This window comes from Marinobacter sp. C2H3 (genome assembly GCF_037080155.1).
Classification (GTDB): Bacteria; Pseudomonadota; Gammaproteobacteria; order Pseudomonadales; family Oleiphilaceae; genus Marinobacter.
Map to the genome: position 1 here is coordinate 62,180 of NZ_JBBBNZ010000004.1, position 13,254 is coordinate 75,433.

The 13,254-nt window shown below is 63.0% G+C and carries 10 protein-coding genes; all 10 read left to right on the forward strand.

The features are described from left to right. Nucleotides 1-121 precede the first annotated feature (121 nt). Nucleotides 122-2,185: an NADPH-dependent 2,4-dienoyl-CoA reductase gene (locus tag V3388_RS12945; RefSeq protein ID WP_336367994.1), complete on the forward strand. Its 2,064-nt coding sequence runs from the start codon at nt 122-124 to the stop codon at nt 2,183-2,185. Between the two features lie 93 nt (nt 2,186-2,278). Continuing rightward, nucleotides 2,279-3,538: a DNA repair protein gene (locus tag V3388_RS12950; protein WP_336367995.1), complete on the forward strand. Its 1,260-nt coding sequence runs from the start codon at nt 2,279-2,281 to the stop codon at nt 3,536-3,538. Nucleotides 3,539-3,663: 125 nt separating this feature from the next. Beyond that, on the forward strand, nt 3,664-4,548 hold the full coding sequence (locus V3388_RS12955) for an NAD(+) kinase (RefSeq protein WP_336367996.1): 885 nt from the start codon (nt 3,664-3,666) through the stop codon (nt 4,546-4,548). Nucleotides 4,549-4,550: 2 nt separating this feature from the next. Continuing rightward, the gene (locus tag V3388_RS12960; protein WP_336367997.1) at nt 4,551-5,564 is read left to right on the forward strand and encodes a metallophosphoesterase; all 1,014 of its coding nucleotides are present in this window, start codon (nt 4,551-4,553) and stop codon (nt 5,562-5,564) included. Nucleotides 5,565-5,616: 52 nt separating this feature from the next. Beyond that, nucleotides 5,617-6,474, forward strand: coding sequence for a rhomboid family intramembrane serine protease (locus V3388_RS12965; protein ID WP_336367998.1), 858 nt, complete (start codon nt 5,617-5,619; stop codon nt 6,472-6,474). 168 nt (nt 6,475-6,642) lie between these two features. After that, on the forward strand, nt 6,643-6,954 hold the full coding sequence (locus tag V3388_RS12970; RefSeq protein ID WP_336367999.1) for a YeaC family protein: 312 nt from the start codon (nt 6,643-6,645) through the stop codon (nt 6,952-6,954). Continuing rightward, complete coding sequence (locus V3388_RS12975; RefSeq protein WP_336368000.1) at nt 6,951-7,790, forward strand: DUF2797 domain-containing protein; 840 nt, start codon at nt 6,951-6,953, stop codon at nt 7,788-7,790. The genes V3388_RS12970 and V3388_RS12975 overlap by 4 nt, the downstream gene beginning before the upstream one ends. 21 nt (nt 7,791-7,811) lie before the next feature. Beyond that, nucleotides 7,812-10,451 (forward strand): aminopeptidase N, encoded by a 2,640-nt coding sequence (pepN, locus tag V3388_RS12980; protein ID WP_336368001.1) that lies wholly within the window; start codon nt 7,812-7,814, stop codon nt 10,449-10,451. Between the two features lie 171 nt (nt 10,452-10,622). After that, nucleotides 10,623-12,011, forward strand: coding sequence for a DUF1329 domain-containing protein (locus V3388_RS12985; protein WP_336368002.1), 1,389 nt, complete (start codon nt 10,623-10,625; stop codon nt 12,009-12,011). A 167-nt stretch (nt 12,012-12,178) separates the two neighbouring features. Next, nucleotides 12,179-13,213, forward strand: a complete 1,035-nt coding sequence (locus tag V3388_RS12990; protein WP_336368003.1) for a WD40/YVTN/BNR-like repeat-containing protein — start codon at nt 12,179-12,181, stop codon at nt 13,211-13,213. Nucleotides 13,214-13,254: the final 41 nt, after the last annotated feature.

Below are 13,254 nucleotides of genomic sequence, written 5' to 3' on the forward strand. Positions count from 1 at the left end.
GCTCGGTGTTGTTTAAAGATACAATATTGTGGTCTTTGGATATTGTGCGTGCAAGCAGCGCCGGGTAATTTGATGAACAGCACTGAGGCCCTGCGCCATACCCAATGATGAGGAGACGGACATGACCACCACACCGGGCGTGAGCAAGTACCCGCACCTGCTGGAGCCGCTGGACCTGGGCTTCACCAAGCTTCGCAACCGCACCCTGATGGGCTCCATGCACACGGGGCTCGAAGAAGCCAAGCATGGTTTCGAGCGTCTGGCGGTGTTCTACGCGGAGCGCGCCCGGGGTGGCGCCGGGCTGATCGTCACCGGCGGCATCGGCCCGAACATGGAAGGCGCGGTGGCCCAGCATGCGGCCAAGATGACCACGGAAGAGGAATCGGACCAACATAAGGTGATCACCGAAGCGGTGCACGAGGCCGGCGGCACGATCTGCATGCAGATCCTCCACGCGGGGCGCTACGCCTATTCCCCGGCGCTGGTGGCGCCATCCGCGATCCAGGCGCCGATCAATCCGTTCCGCCCGAAGGCGCTGGACGAAGACGGTATCCAGAAGCAGATCGACGACTACGCCCAGTGTGCGGCCCTGGCCCAGCGCGCCGGTTACGATGGCGTCGAGATCATGGGGTCCGAGGGGTACTTTATTAACCAGTTTATTGTCAGCCGCACGAACCACCGGGACGACCGGTGGGGGGGCAGCTACGAGAACCGGATCCGCCTGCCACTGGAAATCGTCCGCCGTGTGCGGGAACGGGTGGGTGAGAACTTTATCATTATCTACCGGCTGTCCATGCTGGACCTGGTGGAAGACGGCAGCACCTGGGATGAAGTCGTGCACCTGGCCAAGGAAATCGAAAAGGCCGGCGCCACCATCATCAACACCGGTATCGGCTGGCACGAAGCGCGGGTACCGACCATCGCCACTTCGGTTCCCCGTGCCGCGTTCACCAAGGTCACCGCGCGCCTGAAGGGCGAGGTCAGCGTTCCGCTGGTGACCACCAACCGGATCAATACGCCGGAAGTGGCGGAGAAAGTGCTGGCCGAAGGCGATGCCGATATGGTCTCCATGGCCCGCCCGTTCCTGGCGGACGGAGAGTTCGTGATCAAGGCGGCGGAAGACCGGTCCGATGAAATCAATACCTGCATTGGCTGCAACCAGGCCTGCCTGGACCATACCTTTGGTGGCAAGCTGACGTCCTGCCTGGTAAACCCCCGTGCCTGCCATGAAACCGAGCTCGCCTACGTGAAAACCGCCGCGCCCAAGTCCATTGCGGTGGTGGGTGCCGGCCCTGCAGGGCTGGCCTTTGCCTCGGTCGCTGCCGAGCGCGGCCATAGGGTGACCCTGTTCGACGCCGGCTCCGAGATCGGCGGGCAGTTTAACGTCGCCAAGCGCATTCCCGGCAAAGAGGAGTTCTACGAGACCCTGCGCTATTTCCGGGTGATGCTGGACAAGCACCGCGTGGACGTCCGATTGAACACCCGGGTCAGCGCCGAGGACCTCAAAGCCGGCGGTTTCGACGAGGTGGTGCTGGCCACCGGTGTGAAGCCGCGCACCCCGGAGATTGAGGGCATCGACCACCCCAAGGTGATCGGTTACCTGGACGCGCTGCTGGAGCGCAAGCCCGTGGGCCAGCGGGTGGCGGTGATCGGCGCCGGAGGCATCGGCTTTGACGTCTCCGAATTTATCGTGCACCAGGGCACCTCTGCCGCCCTCGACACCGCCGAATTCATGAAAGAGTGGGGCGTGGATCTGACCGTGGCGCATCGCGGCGGTATTGAAGGCGTTGAGCCCGAGGTGCCGGCGCCGGCGCGCCAGGTATTCCTGCTGCAGCGAAAGGCCTCCAAGGTGGGCAAAAATCTGGGCAAGACCACCGGCTGGATTCATCGCACGTCCCTGAAGAACCGGCAGGTCCAGATGGTCCCGGGGGTGACCTACCGGAAGATCGACGACCAGGGGCTGCATATCACGGTGACGCCCAAGGGCGCCGAGCACGGAGAGGATCGCCTGCTTGAGGTGGACACCATCATCGTCTGCGCCGGTCAGGAACCCCTGCGGGAACTGCAGCAGGGCCTGGAAGCCGCGGGCTTGCCGGTTCACCTGATCGGTGGTGCCGATGTGGCGGCCGAGCTGGATGCCAAGCGGGCCATTAACCAGGGTAGCCGGCTGGCGGCGGCGATCTGATCACAAAACGTTGCAGTTTTGGGCTGTGCATCGGGGCGAGTCTGGCTAGACTATCTGGACAGAATTCACCCCCGATGTTCGGAGCAAGACACCATGGCAGCGGCCGCACCGGCGCCTGACGGCTATTCCGCCGTCTTTTTCATTGAGGACGGCCGGGTTGACCGGCAGATGCGGGCGTCGGAGTTTGGCGCGTTCCTGGACGGCTACGTTGGCCTGTCCGATCTCGCGGAGACCGACGTGCGTGCGGTGCTGGTGCAACAGGGTCCGGACCTGCTGGTGCGGGCTTTGGTGTTTTTCCGCATCTGGTTCGATGAAGAGGGCCGGGCCGACACGCACTGGAACGTGCCGATTGAAGCCCTGGCCCGCAACGGCGCCAAGGGGCCGGACATGGGCGCAGGTCCCATCCGGTTGGTGTGTCGCAGCCAGTGCCCGGATCCGGCCTACGCCGATGACCTCTGGGATCCGGACATGACCCCGGGCAATAATCACTTCCAGGCCATCCGAAAGGCCGTTGACGCCAATCGCCTCAAATTCCGCAAAATTGAACCCTCGACCCGCGAGGATATTCCCGTGCTTGCGGCCGACGGCGCGGCCGGCGCCGATGCCGAGGACGAGTCCGCGGAGGCCCGCCAGAGCCGCGCCCGGCTGGCCCAGCTCATCCGGGAACAACGGCTGCGCATCAAAACCCTGCAAAGCGTCCATCGGGATACCCTGGCGGAACTGCAGCGGGAGCACCGGTTGGAACTGCAGGCGCTGCGCACGGAGCTGGCGTCTGTGGAGCAGCAGTTGCAGCGTCAGCGGCTGAGCAATGAGCAGCTCAAGGCGAGGCTGGCGCAGCGCAACGAGCAGTACCTGGCGATGCAGGAGCGGCTGGAGACGGTGGGCGATCAGCAGAGCCGGCAGGAAGCCAACGCCGGCGCCGAGCTGGTGCTGCTGAGGGAGCAGTTGGATCGTCGCCAGCGGGAACTGGAGTTGCGGGACGAGCGAATCGTCGCCCTGAAGCAGGAACTGGATGAGGTGCGCGACCGGGAACCGCCAGAGGACTCCATTCTCGGGGAGCTGCGCAAGCAGTCGGTGTTTCTGGTGGCCTACCACCCCGGTGTCGGCCACGTGACGCTGCCTTACGATGACATTGAGCGCTATTTCACCAATCCGTTTGCCTACGCCGCCGAACGCTGCGGCATCAGCGAACCGGCCTATCGCGAGTGGCTTTCCCACTATGAGCATCCGGTGTGCCAGCACACGGACGATCAAGGCACCGCCTGTGAGGAGCCGCTGCTCCGGGTCAGTCAGCCGTCCGACTTTGTGCCTGGCCGTGACGATCGGTGCCCGAGCCATCAGGGCCAGAGCTGAGGCCCGGTTTCGGATTTCCCTTTTTCGATTCCCCGCCAGTTTCGATACACTGTACGCCTGACTTCAGTCCGTTACGGGTCGGCCGCGTTTTTGGTGCCGCCGAATCCGACAGCACAGGAAACCGCATGGATCAGTTCCGTAATATCGGCGTTATCGGCCGCATGGGCAGTGTCAAGGTGGTCGAGACCCTGCGTCAGCTCAAGCAGTATCTGCTTGCCAATAATTATCAGGTGATTCTCGAAGAGGACACCGCGAATATGATACCGGGCCACGGGCTGCAGGTGGCGAGCAAAAAGCTGATGGGTGAGATCTGCGATCTGGTGATCGTGGTGGGCGGCGACGGCAGCCTGCTGGGTGCGGCCCGGGAGCTCGCCAAGTTCAAGGTGCCCCTGCTCGGGGTGAACCGGGGCAAGCTGGGGTTCCTCACCGACATTTCGCCGTCGGAGCTGGAAAAACGGCTCGCCCGCGTGCTGGAAGGGGAATACATCGAGGAGAACCGGTTTCTGCTGGACGGCCACGTGGAACGCAACGGGCAACCCCTGGGCTATGGCAGCGCCCTGAACGACGTCGTGCTGCATCCGGGCAAGTCCACCCGGATGATCGGCTTTGACCTGTTCATTGACGGCCATTTTGTGTACAGCCAGCGTTCGGACGGCCTGATTGTGTCTACCCCCACTGGATCCACCGCCTACTCCCTGTCCGCCGGCGGCCCGATCATGCACCCGAAGCTGGATGCCGTGGTGCTGGTGCCCATGTTCCCCCACACCTTGAGCAGCCGCCCGATCGTGGTGGACGGTAAGAGCGAGATCAAGCTGGTGATCGGGGAGACCAACGAAACCTACCCGCAGATCAGTTTTGACGGCCAGATGAACATTGCCTGTGCGCCCGGCGACATCATCCGGATCATCAAGAAGCCGTTCAAAATCCGGCTGATCCACCCCACTGATCACAATTTCTACGCCACCTGCCGCGACAAGCTTGGCTGGGCCAGTGAGATCGCGGAGAGCTGAGCATGGCAGTACAGCGACGGTCAGCCTCCCGGGGCTTTGACATCATTGGCGACATTCACGGCTGCGCCCACACCCTGGCCAAGCTGCTTGAACACATGGGCTACCGGCGGGTGCGCGGCGTATACCGTCACGAGCGCCGGCAGGCGGTGTTCATCGGCGATATCATCGACCGGGGGCCCCGCATTCGGGAAGCGCTTCACCTGGTCCGGGATATGGTCGAGCACGGGTCGGCCCGTATGGTCATGGGCAATCATGAATACAATGCCCTCGGGTATTGCACCCGGGCCCGGGCTGGCAGCGGCTGCACGCACCTGCGTGAACACACCCCCAGGCACAACCGTCTGATCCGGGAAACGCTCGAGCAGTTTGCCCATTACCCGCAGGAGTGGAACGAGTTTCTGGAGTGGTTCTACACGGTGCCGCTGTTTATAGACGACGAGGATTTCCGGGTGGTGCACGCCTGCTGGGACGGCGACCTGATCGACAAGTTCCGCCGACTCCAGGGCGGCGCCTGCATCGACGAAGACTTCCTGCACGCCTCGGCCGCCATTGAATCCTTCGCCGGCCAGGTGATGGACACACTGCTCCGTGGCACGGATCTCCGGCTGCCGGAGGGCATGAGCATTACCGGCCGGGACGGCTACGTGCGCGAATTCTTCCGCACGAAATTCTGGGCAGACAACCCCCAGACCTACGCCGACGTTGTATTCCAGCCGGACCCGCTGCCGCCAGAGGTGGCTCGCAGGCCGCTGACCGACCGGGAACGGGCACAGCTGATCCGCTACCCCATGGATGCGCCGCCGGTGTTTGTCGGCCATTACTGGATGGAAGGTCGGCCGTCCCCGCTGCGCCATAACGTGGCCTGCATTGATTTCAGCGCGGTCAAATACGGCAAGCTGGTGGCGTACCGGTTTGACGGCGAAACGCAGCTTTCCGCGGACAAGTTTGTCTGGGTGGATGTGGAGCGTCCGGAAGAGGCCGACTACCCCACCAGCGAGGACAGCGTGGCCCGCTGATCGGCTGCGGCATCCGTTCGTACTCTTTCACGCATAGCCAGAGGATCCCACCGTGTATCGGGTGAAACAGTTGGACACCGCCGTGGACCTGACCGACTTCAGCCGCTGGCTGAAGGACCAGGGCGTGCAGCACCGGATTACCGAGGAGGGCGACCAGCAGGTGCTGTGGCTGGCCAACCCGGACCACGCTGAGCCCGTGCTCGCCGCGCTCGGCCGCTTTCTCGCCGAGCCGGGCGTGCGCCACGCGGTGGCCGAGCAAAACCGCTCGCCGGTATTTGTCCGAGGCCGCTGGCAGCCATCTCCCCGGCACGCTCCGGTGGTGCTGGGCATCATTGCGGTGGCAGTGGTGCTGGCCCTGGTGACGGATTTTGGCGCCAACGCCCTGGCCGCCACCCTGATGTTTGTCGATCCCCGCTTACACGACTGGGGCACCTTCGATGGTCGCCTGCAGGCACTGGCGGACACTCTGGCCAGCGGACAGGTCTGGCGACTGGTTACCCCGGACTTTCTGCATTTCAGCTGGACCCACATTATTTTTAACGGCGTGATGCTCTGGTTCCTCGGCAGCCAGGTGGAATGGTTTGATGGCCGTGGCCGGTTGCTGCTGTTGTTGCTGATCACCAGCCTGGCCTCCAACGGCCTGCAGTATGCGGTGTCGGGCCCGTTGTTTGGCGGTTTGTCCGGTGCGGTCTACGGTGTGCTGGCGTACTGCTGGCTTAGCCAGCGCCGCCACCCCCGGTTCCAGTTCCCGCCGGCGCTGGTGACGTTTGCGGTTGGCTGGATGGTGCTTGGTTTTACACCGCTGACCGAGGCGCTCGGTATGGGGCGCATGGCCAACGAAGCACACCTGGGCGGTTTCCTGGGGGGACTGGCCTGCGCGCTGGTGTTCCCGGTGCGACACCGGGCATGAATAAAAAAAGCCCGGCCAGAGGGCCGGGCGTGGAAGGAGCTTGTGAGCTCTGATGAGAGAGACCAAATGATACGACCGTCGTCATTTGGCGAAGTAATGATAATCATTATCGTTTAAATCTGTCAAACGGTAATTGGATGTTTTGAGACCCACTATCAGGAGGGCCACATGACCTACGAGCAACTGATCGAGCGGTTGGACCCCACGGTATACCGCAACCTCCGACAGTCCCTGGAACTGGGCAAGTGGCCGGACGGACGGCCAATGACCAAGGAGCAGCGGGCCATCAGCCTGGAAGCGGTCATTTACTACGAGAACCTGCACAATGTGCCGGAGCAGGAGCGAGTGGGCTACCTGGACCGGGGTGAAAAAGCCGGTACCGCCTGCGATCCGTCCGTCCGGTTCAGCCAGAATGGGGCCGGGAACCCGTCCGATGGCCCGGAGGCCGATCCGAACCTGTACGTTGAGGTCAAATCTTGAGCAGCGCCATCGACCTGACCGGTCGTCTTCGCAAAATGCCCGTCACCGCCGGCGCCCCGGTGAATTACTTGCTGGCGGTGGGGGACGATCGCGTTGCCCTGAATGATCACCTGGGCCACCGGGTGCGGATCGGGTTTGAAGGCGTGATTCGCTGCATCCACTGCGACCGTAAGACCAACAAAAGTTTTAACCAGGGCTACTGCTTTCCCTGTTTCCGCAAACTCGCGGCGTGCGACAGCTGCATCATGAGCCCGGAAAAGTGCCATTTCCACCTCGGCACCTGCCGCGAGCCGGAGTGGGGCGAGACACACTGCATGGTTGAGCACGTGGTGTACCTGGCAAACTCCTCCGGTCTGAAAGTGGGCATTACCCGGGCCAGTCAGGTGCCGACCCGCTGGATCGACCAGGGTGCGGTGGCGGCCATTCCCATGCTGCGTACCCGTTCCCGGTATCTGGCCGGCCTGGTGGAAGTGGCCTGCAAACAGCATGTGGCGGATCGCACCAACTGGCGGGCCATGCTGAAAGACGACGTGCCCGAGCTGGATCTGGTGGCGGAGCGTGCCGCCTTGCTGGAAACGATCGCCCCGGATCTGAAGGCGTTGCTGGCCGAGCACGGCGAGGATGCCGTCCGGGCGGTGGACGAGCCGGGCCTGGATCTCAGTTATCCGGTGCAGGTCTGGCCGGAGAAGATCAAAAGCCATAATCTGGACAAACAGCCGGACATCGACGGCGTGCTTGAAGGCATCAAGGGCCAGTACCTGATGCTGGATACCGGAGTGATCAACCTCCGGAAATACACCGGCTACGTGGTCCGTTTCCGCGTCGATGCCCCGTAACCTATCAGCCGTGGAGGCGTTATGCGCAGCACCCAGCCGCAAACCATCTATCTCAGTGAATACCGGGTACCAGAGTACCTGATCGACGACGTGGACCTGCGGTTCTCCCTGTTTGAAGACGGCGCCCGGGTTCACAGTACCCTGACCGTTCGCCGCAATCCGGAAGCAAAGGGCACCGCCGGCCCACTGACGCTTGATGGCGACAGCCTGACACTGGAAGCCGTGGCCCTGGACGGGCAAACCTTGGCGGGCGATGCGTATGAGGATACCGGCGACCAGCTGATCATTCCCCGGGTTCCCGAGCGCTTCTCCCTGGAAGTGGTGACCTGGATTGAGCCCCAGAACAACACCCGTCTGGAGGGCCTGTACAAATCCTCCGGCATGTTCTGCACCCAGTGCGAGGCGGAAGGTTTCCGCTGCATCACCTTCTACCCGGACCGCCCGGACGTGATGGCCCGGTTCCGGACTCGCATCGAGGCGGACAAGTCCCGCTACCCGGTGCTGTTGTCCAACGGCAACGACGTGGAGCGCGGTGATCTGGCCGACGGTCGTCATTTCGTGACCTGGGAAGACCCGTTCCCGAAGCCCTGTTACCTGTTTGCCCTGGTGGCCGGTGACCTGGTGGAAAAGCGGGACGGCTTCCGCACGCAATCCGGCCGGGATATTGATCTGCGCATGTACGTGGAGCCCCGCAACGCCGACAAGTGCGATCACGCCCTCGACTCTCTGAAGCGGGCCATGCGTTGGGACGAGGAGGTCTACGGCCGGGAGTACGATCTGGACATTTTCATGATCGTCGCGGTGGATGATTTCAACATGGGCGCCATGGAAAACAAGGGCCTGAACATCTTCAACTCCTCCTGCGTGCTGGCCAGCCAGGACACGGCAACGGACGCCACCTTCCAGCGCATTGAGGCCATCGTGGCCCACGAGTATTTCCACAACTGGTCCGGCAACCGTGTCACCTGCCGGGACTGGTTCCAGCTGAGCCTGAAAGAAGGGTTCACCGTGTTCCGGGACTCCGAGTTTTCTGCGGACATGGGCTCGCCCACCGTAAAACGGATTGAGGACGTCACCCTGCTGCGCACGGCCCAGTTTGCCGAGGATGCCGGCCCCATGGCGCATCCGGTCCGGCCGGCGTCCTACATGGAGATCTCCAACTTCTATACCCTGACCATCTATGAAAAGGGCGCGGAAGTGGTGAGGATGATCCGCAATCTGCTGGGCGCAGAGGGCTTCCGCAAGGGCAGCGATCTGTATTTCGAGCGGCACGATGGCCAGGCGGTGACCACCGATGACTTCGTGCGCGCCATGGAAGACGCCACTGGTCGCGACCTGGGCCAGTTCCGCCTCTGGTATGAGCAGGCCGGCACACCGGTGCTGGCGGTGACCGATGAATACGACGAAGCCCGCGGTGTGTACCGTCTGAGTATCGAGCAGCGTATTCCGGACACACCGGGCCAGAGTCACAAGAAGCCGCAGCACATTCCATTCGCCCTGGGCTTGCTGGGTGAGGGCGGTGAGCCACTGCCTCTGCGGCTTGACCCCGAGGAGGCGCACGCTCCGACCGAGCGGGTGCTGGAACTGACCGAAGCGCGCCACACCTTTGAGTTCCATGGCGTGTCCGCCCGACCGGTACCGTCCCTGCTTCGGCATTTCTCCGCGCCGGTGCGGGTGCAGTATGCCTGGAGCCGGGAGCAGTTGCTGTTCTTGGTGCGCCATGATCCGGACGGTTTCAACCGTTGGGACGCGGGACAGCGGCTGGCGGTGGATGTTATCCAGTCCCTGGTGGTTGCCGGGCCGGATGCGCCGGTGGAGCCGGCGCTGGTCACCGCTTTCCGCGAGCTTCTCACCAGCACCACCCTGGATCAGGCGCTGGTGTCCAAGATGTTGCAGTTGCCGTCCGAGGCCTATCTGATTGAACTGGCGGAGGCTGCGGACGTAACGGCGATTCACAAGGCCCGGGAACAGGTGCTTCGACAGCTGGCGACCGAGCTGCGGGACGAGCTGCTGGCGGTGTATCAGCGCAACCGGCAGAGCGGCGACTACGCAGTCACCCCGGAGGCCGTCGCCCGCCGTAGCCTGGCCAATACCGCGCTGGCCTGGCTGCTGACCATCAACGACGACGAAGGTCGGGCGCTGGCGGAGGCCCAGTTCCGGCAGGCGGACAACATGACCGATCGTATGGGCGCACTGAGGGCGCTGGTGCACTCGGATCAGGCCGAGGCCAGGACCGCGGCGCTGGACGCGTTCTACCAGCGCTACCAGGACGATCCCCAAGTGGTGGAAATGTGGTTCGCGGTGCAGGCGTCCAGTCACGCCAACGGCCTGGACGCTATCCAGGCGCTGATGCAGCACCCGGCGTTCGACTGGAAGAACCCGAACAAGGTCCGCTCGGTGATCGGCGTGTTTGCCGGGCAGAACCTGGCCCGATTCCACGAGGCCGACGGCTCAGGCTACCGGTTCCTGGCCGAGCAGGTGATGCGCCTGGACGACAGCAATCCGCAGATTGCCGCCCGACTGGTCACGCCGCTGACCCGCTGGCGGAAATTTGCGCCGGGTCACAGTTCCGGCATGCGATCCGCGCTGGAGCGCATCCGGGACAAGTCCGGGCTGTCCAGGGACGTCTACGAAGTGGTACACAAGAGCCTCGCCGACTAGGCGGGGCAACGTCCGGCCGTGATTGTGCTCCGTCGTCACGGCCGGCGCCAAAATCGCACTTTCGGTCGATGGCATTCATGGACCGATCGGCTACGCTGGTTGAACGTCGAAAGACCGATCAGACCATAACAAAAGCCCCGCTAGAGGCTTCCAGACGGACGTAGAACGACCATGAGATACAACAAGACACTGCTGCTTGGCAGCCTGTTGGCCCTGACCGTGGCTGCTGCCCCCGGATACGCGTCGGTATCCCAGAGTCAGGCGGATCGCCTGGGCAAGGACCTGACCCCGTTTGGCTCCCCGAAAGCTGGCAATGACGCCGGAACCATTCCCGCCTGGGACGGCGGCCTCACCGAGCCACCGCCGGGCTACAAAGGCACCGGCCAGCACCACATCGATCCTTACCCGGAGGACGAGGTGTTGTTCACCATCACCGCCTCCAACATGGACCAATACGCCGACCACCTCAGTGAGGGTGTAAAGGCCATGTTCGAAACCTATCCGACCACGTTCAAGCTGCCGATCTACAAGACCCGGCGCTCCCATGCCGTGCCGGAGTGGATTGAGAAGAACATCAAGGACAACGCCACCTCCGCCAAAATGATCGGCGAGGGCGCGGGTATCGAGGGTGCCTACGGCGGATACCCGTTCCCGATTCTCAGCGGTAACGACGAAGAAAAAGCCTGGCAGGTGATGTGGAACCACCTGACCCGCTGGCGGGGCGTCTACGTGACCCGTCGCTCCAGCGAAGTGGCGGTTCAGCAGAACGGGGACTTCTCCCCGGTGACCTCCCAGCAGGAAGTGTTCTTCAACTTCTACAACCCGGAAGGGGACGAGAGCACCCTCGACAACATCATCTTCTACTATCTGTCGTTCACCATTTCCCCGCCCCGTCTGGCCGGTGGCGCCATCCTGGTTCAGGAGACCCTGAACCAGATCAAGGAACCCCGCAACGGCTGGGGCTATAACGCCGGCCAGCGCCGGGTCCGCCGGGCGCCGAACCTGAACTACGATTCCCCGATTGCGGCCGCCGACAACCTGCGTACCGCCGACGATACCGACATCTTTAACGGCGCCCTGGACAAGTACAACTGGAAATACCTGGGCAAGCGGGAAGTCTACATCCCCTACAACAACTACCGGATTGGCGAAAAAGGCCTGCCCTACAGCAAGATTCTGGGCCAGTCCCACGTTAATCCGGACCTGACCCGCTGGGAGCTGCATCGGGTTCACGTGGTGGAAGCCACCCTGAAAAAGGGGGAACGCCACATTTACTCGAAGCGCCGGTTCTACGTGGACGAGGACAGCTGGAACGTGGCCCTGGTGGATCAGTACGACAGCCGTGGCAACCTCTGGCGCGTCACCATGGCGCTGCTGAAGAACTACTACGAGCTGCCGGGTGTGTGGAGCGTGCTGGACGTCTACAACGATCTGCAGGCCCGCCGGTACCACGTCCTCGGACTGGACACCGAAGAGCCAAAGACCCGGGAATTCAGCAACGAGGTTCCCAACAAGCGCTACTTCTCGCCGGCCTCCCTGCGGCGCCGTAGCGTTCGGTAAGCAAGCGGCCCCGGCCGTCAGAGACACCAAGCAATAACAACCGATAGGCACTGTGCATGGCTACAAGCTTTCTGCGAAACACGCTCGGCGCGGGCTGTCTCGGATTGTCCCTGGTTTGCGCTGCTCCGGCAGCGCTGGCCGTGGGGGATGTCCTTGAGACCCCGTCGATGCCCTCCAAACTGGCTCCCAAGAGCCTGCTGAATGATGTTGCGGTCCGTGGCGACCGTATTGTAGCGGCCGGAGAGCGGGGCCACATTGTGGTCTCCGATGATCAGGGCCAGTCATGGACGCAGGCAAGCGTGCCGGTTTCGGTCACCCTGACCGGGGTGGATTTCGGCACGGACAGCGAACTCTGGGCCGTGGGCCACAGCGGCGCTGTGCTGCACTCTTCAGATGCCGGTAAGACCTGGTCACTTCAGCTTGACGGGGTCAAGGCCGCCAAGCTGGCCATTTCCGCCCAGGAAGATGAGATCGCCGCTCTTGAGCAGCGCATCGATACGGCCCCCGAGGCTCAGAAAAGCGACCTGGAGTATCAACTCGACGATCTGAACTTCACTCTGGAAAACATGCAGAGCGACCTGGATATCGGTCCGGTTAACCCGTTCCTGGACGTCTGGTTCGAGAACGCCGAGCACGGCATCGTGGTGGGCGCATATGGCCTGTTCTTCCAGACCTGGGACGGTGGCAACACCTGGAAAAACTGGGCGCCGAAACTGGATAACGGCCAGGGCTATCACCTGAATGCGGTCAGCCAGGTGTCTGGTGGCGCGCTGGTGATCGTCGGCGAGGCCGGCCAGATTTTTGTGTCCGTGGACAATGGCCAGACCTGGGAAAAGCGGGACAGCCCGTATCCCGGCTCCCTGTTCGGCGTGACCGGTACCGGCCGGGTCAATGAGATCCTGGCCTTTGGCCTGCGCGGGACCCTGCTGTACTCCACGGACATCGGCAAGACCTGGACGACCCGGGACACCGGTTCCACCGAAACCCTCAACGACGGCGCCGTAGATGGCAACCGCATCGTATTGGTGGGTAACGGCGGTGCCATTCTGACCAGTGAAAACGATGGCGGTTCCTTCAAGGAAACGCTGCGCCCGGACCGGGAAGGCCTTATGGGCGTCGTGCCCCTGCCTGAGGGCCGGCTGTTGCTCGTCGGAGAGCGCGGTGCCGTTCGCACTGACGCCGCCGGCAAAGACCTTCAATAACGCCCTGACGTGGCAACAACGGATTAATGGAAGAGGGGCTA

Bases quoted from the DNA above. Each gene is read 5' to 3' on its own strand.
- V3388_RS12970 (WP_336367999.1), top strand. From the start codon at position 6,643: ATGACCTACGAGCAACTGATCGAGCGGTTGGACCCCACGGTATACCGC.
- V3388_RS12955 (WP_336367996.1), top strand. From the start codon at position 3,664: ATGGATCAGTTCCGTAATATCGGCGTTATCGGCCGCATGGGCAGTGTC.
- V3388_RS12945 (WP_336367994.1), top strand. From the start codon at position 122: ATGACCACCACACCGGGCGTGAGCAAGTACCCGCACCTGCTGGAGCCG.
- V3388_RS12960 (WP_336367997.1), top strand. From the start codon at position 4,551: ATGGCAGTACAGCGACGGTCAGCCTCCCGGGGCTTTGACATCATTGGC.
- V3388_RS12990 (WP_336368003.1), top strand. From the start codon at position 12,179: ATGCCCTCCAAACTGGCTCCCAAGAGCCTGCTGAATGATGTTGCGGTC.
- pepN (WP_336368001.1), top strand. From the start codon at position 7,812: ATGCGCAGCACCCAGCCGCAAACCATCTATCTCAGTGAATACCGGGTA.
- V3388_RS12950 (WP_336367995.1), top strand. From the start codon at position 2,279: ATGGCAGCGGCCGCACCGGCGCCTGACGGCTATTCCGCCGTCTTTTTC.
- V3388_RS12985 (WP_336368002.1), top strand. From the start codon at position 10,623: ATGAGATACAACAAGACACTGCTGCTTGGCAGCCTGTTGGCCCTGACC.